Annotated in this window: 20 protein-coding genes; 4 read left to right on the plus strand and 16 right to left on the minus strand. The window is 64.8% G+C overall.

Features of this window, described 5'->3' with window-relative positions; translation table 11 throughout:
• Positions 1 to 16 precede the first annotated feature (16 nt).
• Complete coding sequence (locus HZZ16_RS14000) at positions 17 to 658, minus strand: carbonic anhydrase (RefSeq protein ID WP_197949034.1); 642 nt, start codon at positions 656 to 658, stop codon at positions 17 to 19.
• Positions 659 to 759: 101 nt separating this feature from the next.
• Here HZZ16_RS14000 and HZZ16_RS14005 point away from each other — a divergent pair, with 101 nt between their 5' ends.
• Positions 760 to 1,641, plus strand: coding sequence for an HpcH/HpaI aldolase/citrate lyase family protein (locus HZZ16_RS14005; protein WP_197949035.1), 882 nt, complete (start codon positions 760 to 762; stop codon positions 1,639 to 1,641).
• Between the two features lie 4 nt (positions 1,642 to 1,645).
• Here HZZ16_RS14005 and HZZ16_RS14010 read toward each other — a convergent pair whose 3' ends face one another.
• The 5 genes from HZZ16_RS14010 to HZZ16_RS14030 all read right to left on the minus strand — a co-directional run bounded on the left by HZZ16_RS14010 (position 1,646) and on the right by HZZ16_RS14030 (position 5,614).
• Complete coding sequence (locus HZZ16_RS14010; RefSeq protein WP_376707569.1) at positions 1,646 to 2,494, minus strand: Crp/Fnr family transcriptional regulator; 849 nt, start codon at positions 2,492 to 2,494, stop codon at positions 1,646 to 1,648.
• A 307-nt stretch (positions 2,495 to 2,801) separates the two neighbouring features.
• Positions 2,802 to 3,221, minus strand: a complete 420-nt coding sequence (locus HZZ16_RS14015) for a hypothetical protein (protein ID WP_197949036.1) — start codon at positions 3,219 to 3,221, stop codon at positions 2,802 to 2,804.
• 305 nt (positions 3,222 to 3,526) lie between these two features.
• Entirely contained in the window at positions 3,527 to 4,312 is a 786-nt protein-coding gene (locus HZZ16_RS14020) for a glycosyltransferase family 32 protein (protein WP_197949037.1), read from the minus strand.
• Positions 4,313 to 4,384: 72 nt separating this feature from the next.
• Positions 4,385 to 4,990 carry a 3-isopropylmalate dehydratase small subunit gene (gene leuD, locus HZZ16_RS14025; RefSeq protein WP_027573022.1) on the minus strand — a complete coding sequence of 202 codons (606 nt, stop codon included), beginning with the start codon at positions 4,988 to 4,990 and terminating at the stop codon, positions 4,385 to 4,387.
• A 225-nt stretch (positions 4,991 to 5,215) separates the two neighbouring features.
• The gene (locus tag HZZ16_RS14030) at positions 5,216 to 5,614 is read right to left on the minus strand and encodes a metallopeptidase family protein (RefSeq protein ID WP_197949038.1); all 399 of its coding nucleotides are present in this window, start codon (positions 5,612 to 5,614) and stop codon (positions 5,216 to 5,218) included.
• Between the two features lie 155 nt (positions 5,615 to 5,769).
• Between HZZ16_RS14030 and HZZ16_RS14035 the strand changes: the two genes are divergently transcribed.
• Entirely contained in the window at positions 5,770 to 6,045 is a 276-nt protein-coding gene (locus HZZ16_RS14035; RefSeq protein WP_197949271.1) for a hypothetical protein, read from the plus strand.
• A 310-nt stretch (positions 6,046 to 6,355) separates the two neighbouring features.
• On the opposite strand, the gene HZZ16_RS14040 is transcribed toward HZZ16_RS14035, so the two are convergent.
• Complete coding sequence (locus tag HZZ16_RS14040) at positions 6,356 to 6,655, minus strand: DUF1330 domain-containing protein (RefSeq protein ID WP_197949039.1); 300 nt, start codon at positions 6,653 to 6,655, stop codon at positions 6,356 to 6,358.
• A 173-nt stretch (positions 6,656 to 6,828) separates the two neighbouring features.
• On the opposite strand from HZZ16_RS14040, the gene HZZ16_RS14045 reads away from it, so the two are divergent.
• Positions 6,829 to 7,320 carry a hypothetical protein gene (locus tag HZZ16_RS14045; RefSeq protein ID WP_197949040.1) on the plus strand — a complete coding sequence of 164 codons (492 nt, stop codon included), beginning with the start codon at positions 6,829 to 6,831 and terminating at the stop codon, positions 7,318 to 7,320.
• A 124-nt stretch (positions 7,321 to 7,444) separates the two neighbouring features.
• On the opposite strand, the gene HZZ16_RS14050 is transcribed toward HZZ16_RS14045, so the two are convergent.
• The 9 genes from HZZ16_RS14050 to ffh all read right to left on the minus strand — a co-directional run bounded on the left by HZZ16_RS14050 (position 7,445) and on the right by ffh (position 14,925).
• On the minus strand, positions 7,445 to 7,654 hold the full coding sequence (locus HZZ16_RS14050; protein ID WP_197949041.1) for a hypothetical protein: 210 nt from the start codon (positions 7,652 to 7,654) through the stop codon (positions 7,445 to 7,447).
• Positions 7,655 to 7,744: 90 nt separating this feature from the next.
• The gene (leuC, locus tag HZZ16_RS14055) at positions 7,745 to 9,151 is read right to left on the minus strand and encodes a 3-isopropylmalate dehydratase large subunit (protein ID WP_197949042.1); all 1,407 of its coding nucleotides are present in this window, start codon (positions 9,149 to 9,151) and stop codon (positions 7,745 to 7,747) included.
• Positions 9,152 to 9,564: 413 nt separating this feature from the next.
• On the minus strand, positions 9,565 to 9,945 hold the full coding sequence (rplS, locus tag HZZ16_RS14060; protein WP_036008895.1) for a 50S ribosomal protein L19: 381 nt from the start codon (positions 9,943 to 9,945) through the stop codon (positions 9,565 to 9,567).
• 110 nt (positions 9,946 to 10,055) lie between these two features.
• Complete coding sequence (gene trmD, locus HZZ16_RS14065; RefSeq protein WP_197949043.1) at positions 10,056 to 10,799, minus strand: tRNA (guanosine(37)-N1)-methyltransferase TrmD; 744 nt, start codon at positions 10,797 to 10,799, stop codon at positions 10,056 to 10,058.
• Positions 10,800 to 10,851: 52 nt separating this feature from the next.
• On the minus strand, positions 10,852 to 11,529 hold the full coding sequence (locus tag HZZ16_RS14070) for a hypothetical protein (RefSeq protein ID WP_197949044.1): 678 nt from the start codon (positions 11,527 to 11,529) through the stop codon (positions 10,852 to 10,854).
• A gap of 51 nt (positions 11,530 to 11,580) precedes the next feature.
• Complete coding sequence (locus HZZ16_RS14075; protein WP_197949045.1) at positions 11,581 to 12,252, minus strand: TapB family protein; 672 nt, start codon at positions 12,250 to 12,252, stop codon at positions 11,581 to 11,583.
• Positions 12,253 to 12,369: 117 nt separating this feature from the next.
• Positions 12,370 to 12,891: a ribosome maturation factor RimM gene (gene rimM, locus HZZ16_RS14080; RefSeq protein ID WP_197949046.1), complete on the minus strand. Its 522-nt coding sequence runs from the start codon at positions 12,889 to 12,891 to the stop codon at positions 12,370 to 12,372.
• Between the two features lie 9 nt (positions 12,892 to 12,900).
• The gene (gene rpsP / locus HZZ16_RS14085; protein WP_197949047.1) at positions 12,901 to 13,233 is read right to left on the minus strand and encodes a 30S ribosomal protein S16; all 333 of its coding nucleotides are present in this window, start codon (positions 13,231 to 13,233) and stop codon (positions 12,901 to 12,903) included.
• Between the two features lie 138 nt (positions 13,234 to 13,371).
• Positions 13,372 to 14,925: a signal recognition particle protein gene (gene ffh / locus HZZ16_RS14090; RefSeq protein ID WP_197949048.1), complete on the minus strand. Its 1,554-nt coding sequence runs from the start codon at positions 14,923 to 14,925 to the stop codon at positions 13,372 to 13,374.
• A 436-nt stretch (positions 14,926 to 15,361) separates the two neighbouring features.
• On the opposite strand from ffh, the gene HZZ16_RS14095 reads away from it, so the two are divergent.
• Positions 15,362 to 16,426, plus strand: coding sequence for an MBL fold metallo-hydrolase (locus HZZ16_RS14095; RefSeq protein ID WP_197949049.1), 1,065 nt, complete (start codon positions 15,362 to 15,364; stop codon positions 16,424 to 16,426).
• The last annotated feature ends 12 nt before the right edge of the window (positions 16,427 to 16,438 follow it).

Consider the following 16,438-nt stretch of genomic DNA (forward strand, 5'->3'; position numbering starts at 1 on the left):
CCGACCGGCCCGCGGGCTATCCCTCGCGCGCGTTCCTGAATTCCTTGGCCGCCTTGTCCAGCACGAACAGCGATCCCTCCGCCACGCCGAAATAGGCGCCGTGGGTCTGCATCTGGCCGCTCTCCACGGCTTTGCGGACGAACGGGAAGGTCATCAGGTTTTCCAGGCTGCGGAACACGGCGGCCTTCTCGATGCGCTCGACGAATTGCGCCATGGTCTCGTGCTCGCGCTGCTCGACCACCTCGCCCGGCTTGATGAACATCTGCATCCAGCGGCCGATGAAGTCGCCGGGCGTGAGCGGCTCGATCTTGTCGATGAAGGCGCGGATGCCGCCGCATTGGGCGTGGCCGAGCACTACGATGTGCTTCACCTTCAGCACCGTCACCGCAAACTCCAGCGCTGCCGAGACGCCGTGCGCGCCTTCGTCAGGCTGATAAGTCGGCACCAGATTGGCGATGTTGCGGACGACGAAGAGCTCGCCCGGCCCCGCGTCGAAGATCACCTCGGGGGAGACCCGGGAGTCGCAGCAGCCGATCACCATAGTCTCAGGCGACTGCCCTTTGACCGAGAGCTCGCGGTAGCGGTTCTGCTCGGTCGGCAGCCGCTGGGTGGCGAAGGCCTTGTAGCCTTCCAGCAAGTGCTTCGGGAATGTCGTCATGGCCCATGCCTAATCACATACCGCCAAAGCCGACAAGCCTTTCGAATGGGCAGGCCAAATGCTATCGGCTGGGGGACGATAGACCAGGAAGGAACGCCAGCATGACCCGCCCGCGCCGCAGCCATCTGTTCATGCCCGGGTCCAACCCGCGCGCGCTGGAAAAAGCGCGCAATCTCGCCGCCGACGGCCTGATCCTCGACCTCGAGGATTCCGTTGCTCCTGAGGCCAAGGCGGCGGCGCGGGACGGCATTGCGGCGGCGATCGCCGAAAAGGGTTTTGGCAGGCGCGAGGTCCTGATCCGGACCAACGGCCTCGACACGCCCTGGTGGCCAGATGACGTCGCCATGGCCGCCAAGGCCTCACCGGACGGCATCCTGGTTCCAAAAGTCTCGAGCGTCGAGGATCTCGACGCCATCGGCCGCAAGCTGGCCGAGCTCGGCGCCGCGCCGACCGTGAAGGTCTGGGCCATGATCGAGACCGCGCGCGCCGTGCTGCACGCCGAGGAACTGGCCGCGGCGGGGCGCGATCCCTCGCGCCGCCTCTCGGGCTTCGTGTTCGGCCCGAACGACATCTCGCGCGAGACGCGGATCAGGATGCTACCGGGCCGCGCCGCGATGATCCCGATGATCACCCATTGCATCCTGGCGAGCCGCGCCCACGGCCTCGAGATCCTCGACGGCCCCTACAGCGACATCGCCAATTCCGACGGATTCGCCACCGAATGCGCGCAGGGCCGCGACCTCGGCTTCGACGGCAAGACGCTGATCCACCCTTCCCAGATCGACGCCTGCAACGCCATCTTCACCCCGCCGGAAGAGGAAGTCGCCCGCGCGCGAAAAATCATCGCCGCGTTCGAACTGCCGGAGAACGTCTCGCGCGGCGCGATCCGCCTGGACGGTGCGATGGTGGAGCGCCTGCACGCCGACATGGCCCGGCGCACCATCGCGATTGCGGACGCGATCGCGGCGATGGGGAAGGGCTGAGGCGTCAACTCGAAAAAGCGATATCCGCTTTTCCGCGACAAACGGCAATCTTCTGTTCGCCAGGAGCCGGGGACGCTGTGGCCAATTCCTCGCAATACATACGATCGATCGTGCGCTGCATGAGCGCATAACAATCGCATGCGACCTTCTCGAGCCGCGTCCGATCGATCTCTAGAAACCCGCGCCGGTCGGCCGGGACCGCGCCGACCTCGCGTAGCTTGCTCATCGTCAGAGTTACTGTCGTCCGTCGCACCCCAAGCAGTTGCGCAAGCGCCTCCTGCGTCACCGGAAGCCGGTCATCGGGCACGCGGTCGTGAAGCTGCAGGAGCCATCGCGCCATGCGGCCATCCACCCGGTGCAGCGCGTTGCAAGCGGCTACGTGCTGGAGCTGCAATAACACCGCGCGGGCGTGGACCTGCACGACGTTCCTGATGGCTGCGCTTTGCGCATGGGCAGCGCGAAATTTGGCGGCGGAAATCACCGATGCAGTTCCGGCTATGCGGGCAATGGCGGTCACGGATGAAGGCGATGGGCCGAGCACGGAGAACGAGGCCAAAGCGCCTTCCCGTCCCATCAAGGTGGTCGCGACCGTTTGCCCGTCCGGCATATCGAGCATGAAGGCGATTGCGCCCCTGTGGGGAAAATAGACCGGGTCGAGCTCATCGCCCGATCGCACCAGGACGGCATCGGGTTCGAACGAGACCGTTTGGAAGTGGGGCGTGAGCAAGGCGAGATCCGCCGGCGGCAACGCTGCCAGTAGCCGATTCCCGATTCCCGCGCGGTGAACGGTCCCGATGCTTACTTGTGAACGAACACCCAATGAACGACGGTATCGAGCTATTTCATTTGCCATGATTATCCGAAATACGAATTGCCGAAAGGACAACCATCCAAACAGAGCCACTCGTCGAGATCAAGCGCGGACAATTGCGGAGACCTGTCGTCGCGCAAACAGGTCTTGCATACATCATACTATTCGAGATCTTTGCCGCTCGCGAAGTGCCCGCGAAGTGATCGACCAATGATCGTAGCGGCAACGCGTGCGTCTGCCCTTGGCCCGGCGCTGACCTCTGAAGACATCTGCTATCGCCGCTATCAGCCGTACAGCAGACCATGCCCAGATCCAAGGCAGCGCCGTGGGCGAAATCTTCCGCGCCGCCTCACCGCGTCGCGTGTTCGGCACGCTCGAGCGTCTCCAGCGTCGAGGCGTTGGCGCAATAGCCGTGATAGTTCTCCGCGGCGGTGCCGTCAGCGAGGTCGCGGTCGCACTGTACCTTGTGATTGCAGAGCGAGCAGACCCGCTCGAGGTCGCGCAGCAGCAGCGGCTGCGCGCGGCCGAGCGCATCGGCGCTGATGCCGAGCTGCTCGAGCATCTTCGGCAGCTCGTCGGCGGCGTGGCGGCCGTGACGAACCAGCTCCTCCAGATCGTCGGGCGCGATCCTGAGATCATTGGCGATCCGGTCGAAATCGGCGCGGTCGAGCTGCCGCATCTCGTTGATCTCGCGGCGGTGCTTCACCCAGTTCGCGAAGAACTCGATGAGATCCTGGACAATGGGATAGGGCCTGGTTGCGGTGCTCATGGAAAGCTCCATTCGGACGAGCGGAATTGGAGCGAGATAAGCACAATGATGCAGGGGTGCGTTGCGCTGGATCAAACAGGAAGAGCGGTAAGGACATGGCTCTCGTGTCCCGGACGCGCTGCAGCGTGTCCGGGACGGGCACGATTTGATCGCAGGGAGAGCGCAAGTCCTTCCACGTCGTCATGGCCGGGCTTGACCCGGCCATCCACGCCTTGCTGCGCAGTGCAAAGAACGTGGATGCCCGGGACAAGCCCGGGCATGACGACCTCTTGCGCTGCTATGTGATTGTTCAAGGTAAAGGAGAGCTACCTAAACCGCTCCGCCGCCCACGCATACAGGCTGCCGGGGATCGGCTTCTCGCCGCCACGTCCCTTGGGCGAGATGTGCAGGCCGATGATCTCGGGGTTGGTGACGAGGCCGAGATAGCTCGAGGGATCGAAGAACAGTTTTGGCTCGGCATGCACCGCATAGAATGATTGCTTCGGCAACGCGTTCTGCAGCTCCCCGGTGCGCCGCGCCAGTGCAGTGAGTGCCGCGGGCCCGTAGATCGCGACGCGAATATCCGAGAGCCGGTTCGAGCCGCCGCGCAGGCGCCGCATCATGAAAGTAATGCGATGGCGCACGGACAGCCAGTTCGGCGTCAGCTCCTCCTGCTCCATCAGCTCTTCGAACGCGCGCACGATGCCGTGCTCGGGCGGCAGATAGAGCACGGAATTGCCGAGCTGGCGCGGCCGCTCCCAGGCGAAATATGGCTTTGCCGGATCGATCTCGACGGGCTTGAGCAGCAGCACGTCGGCGTCGAGCCAAAGGCCGAGATTCTTCGCCATCAGCTTCATGCGGAAGAAATCGCTGAACTGCAGAATGGTCCAGTCGCGCCAGCTGCCGTCCGGCTGCGGCGGGCGCAAGCGTTCGGAGAACGCATGCGGCAGGATCGCCTCGGCCTCGGCATTCGCGACGCCGGCCGGCAGCCCGGGAATGGGATCAAAGCTGTAGACCGTGACCTTGTGCCCGGCAGCCAGCTGCGAGCGCAGACAGGTCTGGCGCAGCGTATCCATCGGGCCATGCCAGAAGGTGACGATCTCGGGCAGCATGTGTGCAGCTATACGGGAGGCAAAGAAAAAGCCCCGGCGCTTGCGGCACCGGGGCTCAAACAAAACTTGCGATCAGGCCCAGGCGCGTTCGCGCTTGAGCTTGTCCTCGTAAGAGTCGATCGAGGCCTTCTTCTCCATGGTGAGGCCGATGTCGTCGAGGCCGTTGATCAGGCAGTGCTTGCGGAACGGGTCGATCTCAAACTTGACCTTGCCGCCGTCGGGGCCGCGGATCTCCTGGTTCGGCAGATCGATCGTCAGCGTCGCATTGGCGCCGCGCTCGGCGTCGTCGAACAGCTTGTCGAGGTCTTCCTGCGACACGCGGATCGGCAGAATGCCGTTCTTGAAGCAATTGTTGTAGAAGATGTCGCCGAACGAGGTCGAGATCACGCAGCGGATACCGAAGTCGAGCAGCGCCCAGGGCGCGTGCTCGCGGCTCGAGCCGCAGCCGAAATTGTCGCCGGCCACAAGCACCTTCGCATTGCGATAGGCGGGCTGGTTGAGCACGAAGTCCGGATTCTCGCTGCCGTCGTCCTTGTAGCGCTGCTCGGAGAAGAGCCCCTTGCCAAGGCCGGTGCGCTTGATGGTCTTGAGGTACTGCTTCGGAATGATCATGTCGGTGTCGACATTGATGATCTTCAGCGGCGCCGCGACGCCTTCCAGCGTGGTGAACTTGTCCATGGTTGCGCTTTCTGGTTCAGGGAAGGCGTATTTATCGCGATCGGGCCCGAAATCCTAGGCCGAAATGGGCAGGGCTGCCCTTACCTCTCCCGCGTGCGGGAGAGGTCGCGCCGAAGGCGCGGGTGAGGGCTCTTTCCTCTGGGGGATTGTCCCATCGGGGAGACACCCTCTCCCCAACCCTCCCCCGCAAGCGGGGGAGGGAGCGCACCTCCCGCTCGGCGCCCATTACTCCGCCTTAGCCTCGATCGCGGCCATATCCTCGTCCGAAAGACCAAAATGGTGGCCGATCTCGTGGATCAGGACGTGGCGGACGATGTGGCCGAGGCTTTCGTCGTGCTCGGCCCAATAGTCCAGGATCGGGCGGCGGTAGAGCCAGACCATGTTGGGCAGCCGTGCCACGTCGCCAAAGCTCTGCTGGGGCAGGCCGACGCCCTGGAACAGGCCGAGCAGGTCGAACTCGCTCTCGCAGTCCATCTCGTCCAGGACCTCCTCGGGCGGGAAGTCCTCGACGCGGACGATGACGCCCTCGCAAAGCTTGCGAAATTCCCCCGGCAGGCGCTCGAACACGTCGTGAGCCATCGCTTCCATCTCGGCGAGCGAGGGCGCTTTCAATTCCGTCCACATGAGACCCTCATACCGCGGGTTCCGCGGCGATGCATCCCGCATTATAAACGCGGCGAGGTTGACGGGCGCCGCCAAAACGGGGAGCGTGGGGCCGTCAATGGGACGTCTCAGGTGGGCGGAAAATGCGAGCGAAAACAGCGCTGACTCTACTGTGCATGGGGTTGTTTTCGCAGTTTTGCGTCGGTGCCGAGGCGCAGACCGCCAGTTCCGGAATCCGGATGGCCCAACTGGTCTCGCCGGACGATATCCCCCCGCCGCGCAAGCGGCCGCGCCTGCGCGTCACGCCCTATTACAGCCCGGACGGCGTCTATCCCCGCTACAATCCCGGCCCGGACGCGGTCCGCGTCTGCAACGCCACCTATGTGCAGGAGTACCGGCCGAGCGGCACGGTGATCGTGCCGCGCGTGAGCTGCTACTGGCGGCGGGGCTGACGCCGTCGATGCCCGCGCCAGCGAGCTCCGCGGTAGGGTCGTGATGGCGAGATGGATCGCATTAGCCATTGCCGTCGCGCTTGCTGCCGGACTGCCTCGCGCGTCCGCCGCGCCAAGGGCGACGATCCCAGAGGCGTCGGCGGGGATCGCAGTGTTCGATGTGCGACGACACGCGCGCTATGACATCGCGCGGCCTGCCGTACGCCGTGATCCGCGCTACTACGCGCGGCCCGTCCATTACCGTCCCTATCCCTACGGCGTGCCCGCACCCTTCGTCTTCAGCTACGGGCCCTTCTGGTAAGGCGCCGCCTTAGACCGCTGGCGTAAATCCCTTCACCAGCAGCACCGTCGCCTGCGCACCCGCCTTGCGATCGCGCGAGATCTCTTGGTAATCGGGCGAGGTCGAGAAGGCGAGGAATGCGGCCTCGTCGGGGAACGACATCATGACAAGCTTGTCATGCGGCCAGGCGCCTTCGAGCACGCGCGGCTGTTCGTCGGCGGCGAGCAGACGGCCATTGAACTTCCTGAACACGTCGAAGAACCGCGCCTGATAGCGGTCATAGGCGGCGCGGTCCGTCATCTTCAATTGCGCAATGGCGTAGACAGTCATCTGCAAAAATTCCTTTCGTCGTGGCACGGCGTCGCATCGCGGCGCCGCGTGTCGTTCATTCATGGCGCGTTCACATCGCTGTCCGCAACTTAATCCCGGGAGCGACCGCAATTGAACGGCAATGGCGCGGCCGAGACGTCGCGGCTCTGCCGTCCGGATTCAGGGAGGATTCCATGCTGAGGATATTGGATCGTCGGGCTGGCCCGGTGCGCCTGCTCGGGCTTGCGGCCGCCGCGGCGCTGATGCTGTCTGCCGGCAGCGCGCGTCGCGCTGAAGCGCTCACCTTGATTAATCCGGCGGCGTCGCCGGTGACGAAGGCCGCGACCGACGATCTCGTCACGCAGGTTCGCCATGGCGGGCACGGCGGACATGGTGGCGGCGGGCATTTTCACGGCGGCGGTTTCCGCAGTGGCGGCGGGCATATCGGCGGCTTTCACGGCGGTGGCTTTCGCTACGGCGGCTTCCGTCACTACGGCGGCCATCACCACCACTGGGGCTATCGCCCCCATTACGGCTATCGTCACTTCCACCGTCGCTATTATGTCGGCGGCTATTATCCCTACTATCACTATCCGCGCCGCTGCCGGATCATCTGGACCTATGACGGCCCGCGCCGCGTCTGCCGCTGGCCCCGCTGGCACTATCCGTACCGGTACTATTGGTGATGTGGGTGAATTGCTGGCTCTGCATTCGTCATGGCCGGGCTTGTCCCGGCCATCCACGTCCTTGGGGCTTGCGCAGAGAATTCGTGGATGCCCGGGACGAGCCCGGGCATGACGGCGAGACTGGTTAGAGCCAATCCTTCAGCTTCCACGATGAAGCCTTCCACCGCATCAGATTCTCGAGCTTCCACTGCCGAAACATCGCCGGTGGCCAGCGGCTGAGCTTGGAGGTCTCCTCGACCTCCGGCTTGGCGACGATGCGCAATGGCGGCGCGCGCCGCCGATGCTGGCGCGTGGCCTCGCTGATGAGATCGACATATTCCGGCTTGTTGGCCATGACGTGTCCTCGCGAAACCGTCGCGAGGACATCGTCGGCGCCGCCGATTAACGACGCTTTGCCGCGATCGCTACAATTGCAGGAACCGGCCTAGCGCCAGTCCCTGACGTCGACGAAGTGACCCGCGATCGCCGCCGCTGCCGCCATCGCCGGCGACACCAGATGGGTACGGCCCTTGAAGCCCTGGCGGCCCTCGAAATTGCGGTTCGAGGTCGAGGCGCAGCGCTCTTCCGGCTTCAGCTTGTCCGGGTTCATGGCAAGGCACATCGAGCAGCCCGGCTCGCGCCATTCGAAACCGGCCTTGATGAAGATCTTGTCCAGGCCCTCGGCTTCCGCCTGCTCCTTCACGATGCCGGAGCCCGGCACGACCATGGCGTTGACGTTCGCCGACACGGTTTTGCCTTCCGCGATCTTCGCTGCCGCGCGCAAATCCTCGATGCGGCCGTTGGTGCAGGAGCCGATGAAGACGCGGTCGAGCTTGATGTCGGTGATCTTGGTCCCCGCGGTCAGGCCCATATATTTCAGCGCGCGATGCTTGGAGATGCGCTTGGCCTCGTCCTCGATCTTGTCGGGGTCGGGCACGATACCGGTCACCGAGATTACGTCTTCAGGCGAGGTGCCCCAGGTCACGATCGGCGGCAGCTTTGCAGCATCGAGGCGCAGCTCGTGGTCGAAATGCGCGCCCTCGTCGGAACGCAGCTTCTCCCAGTAGCGCATCGCCGCATCCCAGGCCGCGCCCTTCGGCGCTTTCGGACGATCGCGCAGGAAGTCGAACGCCTTCTGGTCGGGCGCAACCAGGCCGGCGCGCGCGCCGCCTTCGATCGACATGTTGCAGACCGTCATACGGCCTTCCATCGAGAGCGCGCGGATCGCTTCGCCCGCATATTCCAGCACGTAGCCGGTGCCGCCCGCGGTGCCGATCTCGCCGATGATGGCCAGGATGATGTCCTTGCCCGTCACGCCGTCGGGCAATTTGCCGTCGACGGTGACGCGCATGTTCTTGGCCTTCTTCTGGATCAGCGTCTGCGTCGCCAGCACGTGCTCGACCTCGCTGGTGCCGATGCCGTGGGCGAGCGCGCCGAACGCGCCATGCGTCGAGGTGTGGCTGTCACCGCAGACGATGGTGGTGCCGGGCAGCGTAAAACCCTGCTCGGGGCCGATGACATGGACGATGCCCTGACGCTTGTCGAACTCGTTGTAATATTCGATGCCGAATTCCCTGGCGTTCTCGGCCAGCGCCTTGATCTGCTCGATGCTTTCAGGATCGGGATTCGGCTTGGTGCGGTCGGTGGTCGGTACGTTGTGATCGACGACGGCGAGCGTCTTCTCGGGCGCGTGGACCTTGCGCCCCGTGGCGCGCAGGCCTTCGAACGCCTGCGGCGAGGTCACCTCGTGCACCAGGTGGCGATCGATGTAGATCAGGCAGGTGCCGTCCTCGGCTTCGTGCACCAGATGGTCGTTCCAGATCTTGTCGTACAGGGTGGTCGGCTTGGACATGAGCTTGAGCTCCGGAGAATGTGTGTCAGCGATGAGCGCGGCAGGCCGCGCGGGCAACAAAATCGTCAGCGCAGCTTTCAGGCTGCGCGGCTAAGCTCTGACGTTGCCGAGGTCGCGAAGCGTCCGAAGAACCGGCCAGGCAGCCGCGAGCGATCGTCGATCACGATGCGCTGGATGCGGGCGAAGCTGGTCAGATCTGGAAACATTCTAGGAGCTATATAGCACGCGGAAGCTAAAGCGCGAGAGCCTAGCGGTACCGTCATTGCGAGCGCAGCGAAGCAATCCAGGAATGCATCCGCGGAGACAGTCTGGATTGCTTCGTCGCAAGGGCTCCTCGCAATGACAGCAGGGCCAAACAAAAAAGCGCGGAGCCGAGCCCCGCGCTTTCGAAAGACTTGCCTGGTGGCGAAAACTTACTCGCCGACGGCAGCAGCGCGGTCCTGCTTCTCGACGATGCGGGCCGACTTGCCGCGCAGGTTGCGGAGGTAATACAGCTTGGCGCGACGCACCTTGCCGCGGCGCACCACCTTGATCGAGTCGATCATCGGGGAGAGCAGCGGGAACACGCGCTCGACGCCCTCGCCATAGGAGATCTTGCGCACGGTGAAGCTCTCGTTGAGGCCACCGCCGGAACGGCCGATGCAGACGCCCTCATAGGCCTGCACGCGCGTGCGGTCGCCTTCGACCACCTTCACGTTGACGATCACGGTGTCGCCGGGGGCGAATTCCGGGATGTCCTTGCCGGCGGACAGCTTGTCGAATTGCTCCTGCTCGAGCTGCTTGATCAGGTTCATGGGTAAATCTCCATCGGCGCGCCCAGCCTTTAAGAAACGGGGGCTGCGTGAATTCGTCTATCCAGCCATTGCGGATTTGGCCGCTCCTATAAGGCAAGCCGGAGCGTTTGTCACCCGTCTGTCTTGTTTTTTGGCGTTTTTTGGCCGCTCCCCCGATTCGCGGCCTTTTCCCACAAATCCGGGCGACGGGCGGCCGTCAGGGCCTCGGATTCGGCCCGGCGCCAGGCCGCCACCTTGGCGTGGTCGCCGGAGGTGAGGATGGCCGGGATCGGAACCCCCTCGAACAGCTGCGGGCGGGTGTATTGGGGATACTCCAGCAGGCCGTCCGAAAAACTCTCCTCGGTTCCCGAGGCCTCCTTGCCCATCACCCCCGGCAGCAGCCGGACGCAGGCGTCGATCAGGGCGAGGGCTGCGATTTCGCCCCCGGACAGCACGTAATCGCCGATCGAGACCTCCTCCAGGCCGCGTCCGTCGATCACCCGCTGGTCCACCCCCTCGAACCGTCCGCAGACGATCAGGGGGCCGGGCCCCCGGGCGAGCTCGGTGACGCGCGTCTGGGTCAATGGCCGACCCCGGGGGCTCATCAGGAGGCGCGGCCGCTCAGGCCCGATCCCGGTTGCATCGATGGCCGCGGCCAGAACATCGGCCCGCAGCACCATGCCCGGCCCGCCGCCGGCCGGCGTGTCGTCGACGCTGCGGTGGCGGTCAGTGGCGGAGGCCCGGATGTCCCGCGCCTCGAGTTGCCAGAGCCCGGATGCGAGCGCCCGGCCGGCGAGGCTCACGCCGAGCGGCCCGGGAAACATCTCCGGGAACAGCGTCAGCACCGTCGCGCGCCAGGGTGAGGGGGGTGTCATGACCGCTGGTTAGGCCATTGCGACCGGCAGGTCGAGGCCCCGTGGGCCTAGTCTAGCCTTTGCGGCCGTACGCCACGACTTCGAGAACATTATTGATCCGCAGGTGGCCGTTCTCTCGCGACACAAAGGTCTTCTTCACCCAATGGTCAATGGCAGGGGCGTACCAGGTCACGATCGTGATGTCCTGCTTGCGGCTCCGGTCGTTGGTCGGGCGTCTCGAGAGGGCCGTTTCGATCCTGTACGTCTCGAACGTGCCGGCGCGGGTGGTGATGGCCTCCTGGCCGACGACCCTCGAGCGGCCCGAGCGTTTCCAGATGAAGCCCTTGCTGGTGTTGACGTCGTCGGCGGAGATATTCCAGCTATCGCCGGTCTTCAGCGGCGAATGAATGCCCGAGCCATCGCCCGGCTGATACTTCCACTCGCCGTTGTCCTTCAGATTCCAAGATCGATCGTAGACGCTCAGGATCTCGGTATCCTTGCCTTCGATGGTGGTGCGGATGCTGATCTCGCTCGGCGCGACCTCGGTGACCATATGCGTGCGGATCGAGCTGACCTTGCCGCTGATTTCGTCCCGCACCTCGTACGTCCAGAAATCACCTTGCAGCGGCTGCTCCATGGCCATGACCGGCTTTGTATCCGCAGCCGCGGCCGGCGGCGGATCGTTTGCCGCCCATGCCACGGTGTTGCCGGCAAGCAGACAAGCGATCATCGCGGCCGCGTAACGAGACATCAGCGTTTTCCCCAGCAGTTTCGGTTGTTCACGGCGCCTTGGCGTCCGAGGTTAGCGGCGACCGTATTCGATCATTTCGAGCGCGCTCCGCTCGCGAACCCTGCCATCCGACCTACTGACATACGTGCGCTTCACCCAATGGTTGATTTCGGGCACGTACCAGGCCTGCAGCTCAGCCCGGGATTTCCTGGTGGCATCGTTGGTATTTCGCATCTCGATCGACGTCTCGATCTTGTAGGCCTCGAAAGTGCCGGCGCGGGTGGTGATGTTCTCCCTGGCCGTGACCTTCGAGGTGCCCGAGCGCTTCAGGCTGACACCGGCCGTGCTGGAGTCGCTGGACTTGAACGTCCAGGACTTGCCGACCGCCAGCGGCATGCGGATACCCGTGCCGTCGTTTGGCGTGAAGCGCCACGCGCCGTTATTGATGACGTTCCAGGACCGGTCGTAGGTCTGATAGCCGAAACCGGGCTTGCCAAGGGTCTCGAACCTGATGCTGATCTCGGTCGCCGAGACGTCGGTGATGGTATGGGTCATCGTCGATTTGAGATCGCCCGTGATCTCGTCGCGCACCTCGTAGGTCCAGTGGTCGCCGACCTGCGGCTCTTCCATAGCTTCGACCGGTGGTGCCTCGGCTGCGGGCGGAGGGCTCGGCGGCGTCTGCGCGTGGAGGACGCTCGTGGACACGAGCAGGCTGATCGTTGCCAGAACACAGCAGCGCAGCATGGTATCTCCGGTTGTCAGGGGATCATCAGGTGGGAGCGCGCAACCGGAGCGTGAACCAGCCGGATGCCAAACGCAAGCCCCCTGGTCAGAGATGGTTGGCGAGCTGTTATCGTGCCGTCACGATGACGCCTCGTCCTCGCCCTCGATCTCCTGCGGCGGCGCGATCACGACGCGGCCGCCTTTGAGATCGACCTCCGGCACCACCGCGTTGGAGAACGGCAGCAGCATGGTCGGACCCTTGGGCGGTGCGATCTCGATGATGTCACCGGCGCCGAAATTATGGATCGCGACGACGCGGCCGAGCGCAGCGCCGTCCGTTGTGACGGCGGCGAGCCCGATCAGATCGGTGTGGTAATATTCGTCCTCGTCCGTCGCGGGCAGTTTGTCGCGCGGGACGTAGAGCTCGATGCCGTTGAGGCGCTCGGCCTCATCACGGGTCGCAACACCCTTGAATGTCGCGACCAGATGATCCCTAGCCTCGCGCACTTGCGCGATCTCGAACTGGCGCCTGCCGTCCTTGGTCGACAGCGGCCCGTAGCGGCGGACGGCGAAGGGGTCCTCGGTGAAGGTCCACAGCTTGACCGCACCGCGCACACCATGCGCGGCGCCGATCCGCGCGACGCAGACCAGCGCCGACATGATCCAGCCTTACGCCTTGGCGGCGGCTTCGGCCTGCGCCTTGCGCTCCTTGCGCGGCACGGCCTTCTGCGGATTGTTGCGGGCTTCGCGCTTCTTGACGCCGGCAGCATCGAGGAAACGCGCGACGCGGTCGGACGGCTGCGCGCCCTTGGCGAGCCAGGCCTTCACCTTGTCCATGTCGAGCTTGAGACGGGTCTCGTTGTCCTTCGGCAGCAGCGGATTGAAATGGCCGAGACGCTCGATGAAGCGGCCGTCGCGCGGAAAGCGCGAGTCGGCGACGACGACGTGATAGACGGGACGCTTCTTGGTGCCTGCACGGGCGAGGCGGATAACGACGGACATGTTGGTCTCCTGAGTAGTTGTTAATTCAAAGGTTGATTTGTTTTCGTCATTGCGAGGAGCGAAGCGACGAAGCAATCCAGACTGCTTCTGCGGAAGCATCTCTGGATTGCTTCGCTTCGCTCGCAATGACGAGTGAACTCACTTTTTCTTCCCCAGTCCGGGGAAGCCGCCGAGCCCTGGGAGGTTCGGCTTTCCACTGAGGCCGGTGAGCCCCGGAAGGTTCGGCAGGCCCTGGCGGAGACCGGGCGGCAGATCCTTGGGCAGATTCGGCAGGCCTTGGCCGCCGCCGCTCTGCATCTTCTCCTGCAGCGCCTTCATCTCTTCCGGCGAGGGCATCTTCATGCCGCCACCGAAGCCCATCGCCTGCGCGATGCCGGCGAACGGGCCGCGCTTGCCCGAGCCCATGGCCTTCATCATGTCGGCCATGTTCCGGTGCATCTTCAAGAGCTTGTTGACGTGCTCGACGCTCTGGCCGCTGCCGGCCGCGATGCGCTTCTTGCGGCTGGCTTTCAAGAGGTCCGGATGACGGCGCTCCTCGCGCGTCATGGAATCGATGATCGCGACCTGACGCTTCAGGATCTTGTCGTCGATGCCGGCCGCGGCGATCTGGTTCTTCATCTTGGAGATGCCGGGCATCATGCCCATCAGCCCGCTGATGCCGCCCATATTGGCCATCTGCAGCAACTGCTCGCGCATGTCGTTGAGGTCGAATTGACCCTTGCGCATGCGCTCGGCGGTGCGCGCGGCCTTCTCCGCATCGATATTGGCGGCGGCGCGCTCGACCAGCGAAACCACGTCGCCCATGCCGAGGATGCGGCCGGCGATACGGTCGGGGTGGAAATCCTCCAGCGCATCGGTCTTTTCGCCGGTGCCGATCAGCTTGATCGGCTTGCCGGTGACGGCGCGCATCGACAGCGCGGCGCCACCGCGGCCGTCGCCGTCAACGCGTGTGAGCACGATGCCGGTGAGGCCGACGCGCTGATCGAACGAGCGCGCCAGATTCACCGCGTCCTGGCCGGTGAGCGAGTCCGCAACCAGCAGCACTTCATGCGGATTGGCCGCGGCTTTGATCGCAGCCGCCTCCGCCATCATCTCTTCGTCGAGCGTGGTGCGGCCGGCGGTATCGAGCAGCACGATGTCGTAGCCGCCGAGCTTGCCGGCTTCCAGCGCGCGCTTGGCGATCTGCGGCGGCTGCTGGCCCGCCACGATCGGCAGCGTCGGAATGTCGAGGTCGCGGCCGAGCACGGCCAGCTGCTCCATCGCCGCCGGACGATAAACGTCGAGCGAGGCCATCAAGACCTTGCGCTTGTCGCGCTGGACCAGGCGGCGGGCGAGCTTGGCGGTGGTGGTGGTCTTACCGGAGCCCTGCAGACCGACCATCATGATCGGCACCGGCGGCACGGCATTGACGTCGATGGTCTGGCCTTCGCTGCCGAGCGTGTTGACCAGCTCGTCGTGGACGATCTTGACCACCATCTGGCCGGGGGTGACCGACTTGACGACGGTGGCCCCGATCGCCTGCTCGCGCACGCGCTCGGTGAAGCTGCGGACCACTTCGAGCGCGACGTCGGCCTCCAGCAGCGCGCGGCGCACCTCGCGCATCGCGGCGTCGACGTCCTTTTCGGTCAGCGCGCCGCGCCCCGTCAGACGATCGAGAATGCCACCAAGCCGTTCCGACAGATTGTCGAACAATGCCGTTGTCCTCGTTTACCTCTCCCCGCCTGCGGGGAGAGGTCGCCGCCCTCTTGGGCGGCGGGTGAGGGGGTACGGAACCGTCTACGCGCACCGTGCGCGGAGAGAGCCCCTCACCCCGACCCTCTCCCCGCAAGAGCGGGGCGAGGGAGAAGTAAGTCCAAACACCTTTGCGCCCGAGGGCGCACAGCGCTGTCGGGCGTTGACCTCCGGCCTCGAGGCCGGTCGGCGGGTCGAAAAGAAAGCCTTTCCGAGAAAGTGGCGGGGTTAAACGCCGCTCCCGCTCAAAAGTCAAGGAAAGTTAGGGTGTCGGCCCGCCCTCTGTAAGGCAAGGTTCTGAAAAGGTGATCCTTTTAGTCGCGGGTTCCTTTTCCGCCAGCCCCCGCCCATATAGGCGGTGATGTCTTACCCTTCCGACCATCCCTAGAAGCCCGCCGTGCCGATCACCCGCCGCCGCCTTTTCGGACTTTTCGCCGGAGCAGGGACGCTGGTCGGCGTTCCCTCCGTCTGGATGTCCAGCATGAAAACCTATGACGGTCCCGCCTCCGACCATTTCGACGGCCTGACCTTCTTCGATCCGGACGGGTCGCCGCCGAAATCGTTGCGCGAGGTGCTGCGCTGGCAGTTCAGCGGCAAGCGGCGGCGGGCGACCTGGCCGGATTGGGCGCCCAGCCCGCACGCCGACACCCCGCCGGCGCGTGTCGATGGCGACAAGGTGCGGCTCTCCTTCGTCGGCCACGCCAGCTGGCTGATCCAGGCCGGCGGCCTCAACATCCTGGTCGATCCGGTCTGGTCGGAGCGGGTCTCGCCGGTCGCCTGGGCCGGGCCGAAGCGGCACAACGACCCAGGCATCGCCTTCGAGAAGCTGCCGAAGATCGATGTCGTGCTGGTCTCGCACGGCCACTACGACCATCTCGACATCGCGACGCTGTCGCGGCTCACCAAGAATTTCGCCCCGCGCGTCGTCACTCCGCTCGGCAACGACGTCACCATGCGCAGCTGGGATCCCACGATCAACGTGGAAGCGTTCGACTGGCACGACCGCGTCGAGCTCGGCGAAGGCGTTGCCGTGCATCTGGTGCCGACAAGGCACTGGACCGCGCGCGGCCTGTTCGACCGCAACAAGGCGCTGTGGGCGAGCTTTGTCCTGGAGACGCCGGCGGGGAAGATCTACGTGGTCTGCGATTCCGGCTACGGCGATGGCCGCCATTTCCGCCGCGTCGCCGAGAAGCACGGCAAGCTGCGCCTCGCCATCCTCCCCATCGGCGCCTACGAGCCGCGCTGGTTCATGCGCGACCAGCACATGAATCCGGAAGACGCAGTGAAGGCGCTGGCCGATTGCGGCGCCGAGCAAGCGCTCGGACATCATCACTTCACGTTCCAGTTGACGGACGAAGCGATCGACGCGCCGGCGAAAGCGCTGGTCGAAGCGCTCGACGCAGCGAAGATACCGCATGAGCGGTTCGTGGCGATGATGCCGGGGCAGGTGGTGGAGATCTAGGTCGTGTGCCCA

The sequence above is a fragment of the Bradyrhizobium glycinis genome (genome assembly GCF_016031655.1).
Classification (GTDB): Bacteria; Pseudomonadota; Alphaproteobacteria; order Rhizobiales; family Xanthobacteraceae; genus Bradyrhizobium; species Bradyrhizobium glycinis.

Coding starts and splice junctions, on each gene's coding strand:
- HZZ16_RS14000 (WP_197949034.1), bottom strand. CDS start 658: ATGACGACATTCCCGAAGCACTTGCTGGAAGGCTACAAGGCCTTCGCC.
- HZZ16_RS14005 (WP_197949035.1), top strand. CDS start 760: ATGACCCGCCCGCGCCGCAGCCATCTGTTCATGCCCGGGTCCAACCCG.
- HZZ16_RS14010 (WP_376707569.1), bottom strand. CDS start 2,494: ATGGCAAATGAAATAGCTCGATACCGTCGTTCATTGGGTGTTCGTTCA.
- HZZ16_RS14015 (WP_197949036.1), bottom strand. CDS start 3,221: ATGAGCACCGCAACCAGGCCCTATCCCATTGTCCAGGATCTCATCGAG.
- HZZ16_RS14020 (WP_197949037.1), bottom strand. CDS start 4,312: ATGCTGCCCGAGATCGTCACCTTCTGGCATGGCCCGATGGATACGCTG.
- leuD (WP_027573022.1), bottom strand. CDS start 4,990: ATGGACAAGTTCACCACGCTGGAAGGCGTCGCGGCGCCGCTGAAGATC.
- HZZ16_RS14030 (WP_197949038.1), bottom strand. CDS start 5,614: ATGTGGACGGAATTGAAAGCGCCCTCGCTCGCCGAGATGGAAGCGATG.
- HZZ16_RS14035 (WP_197949271.1), top strand. CDS start 5,770: ATGGGGTTGTTTTCGCAGTTTTGCGTCGGTGCCGAGGCGCAGACCGCC.
- HZZ16_RS14040 (WP_197949039.1), bottom strand. CDS start 6,655: ATGACTGTCTACGCCATTGCGCAATTGAAGATGACGGACCGCGCCGCC.
- HZZ16_RS14045 (WP_197949040.1), top strand. CDS start 6,829: ATGCTGAGGATATTGGATCGTCGGGCTGGCCCGGTGCGCCTGCTCGGG.
- HZZ16_RS14050 (WP_197949041.1), bottom strand. CDS start 7,654: ATGGCCAACAAGCCGGAATATGTCGATCTCATCAGCGAGGCCACGCGC.
- leuC (WP_197949042.1), bottom strand. CDS start 9,151: ATGTCCAAGCCGACCACCCTGTACGACAAGATCTGGAACGACCATCTG.
- rplS (WP_036008895.1), bottom strand. CDS start 9,945: ATGAACCTGATCAAGCAGCTCGAGCAGGAGCAATTCGACAAGCTGTCC.
- trmD (WP_197949043.1), bottom strand. CDS start 10,799: ATGACACCCCCCTCACCCTGGCGCGCGACGGTGCTGACGCTGTTCCCG.
- HZZ16_RS14070 (WP_197949044.1), bottom strand. CDS start 11,529: ATGTCTCGTTACGCGGCCGCGATGATCGCTTGTCTGCTTGCCGGCAAC.
- HZZ16_RS14075 (WP_197949045.1), bottom strand. CDS start 12,252: ATGCTGCGCTGCTGTGTTCTGGCAACGATCAGCCTGCTCGTGTCCACG.
- rimM (WP_197949046.1), bottom strand. CDS start 12,891: ATGTCGGCGCTGGTCTGCGTCGCGCGGATCGGCGCCGCGCATGGTGTG.
- rpsP (WP_197949047.1), bottom strand. CDS start 13,233: ATGTCCGTCGTTATCCGCCTCGCCCGTGCAGGCACCAAGAAGCGTCCC.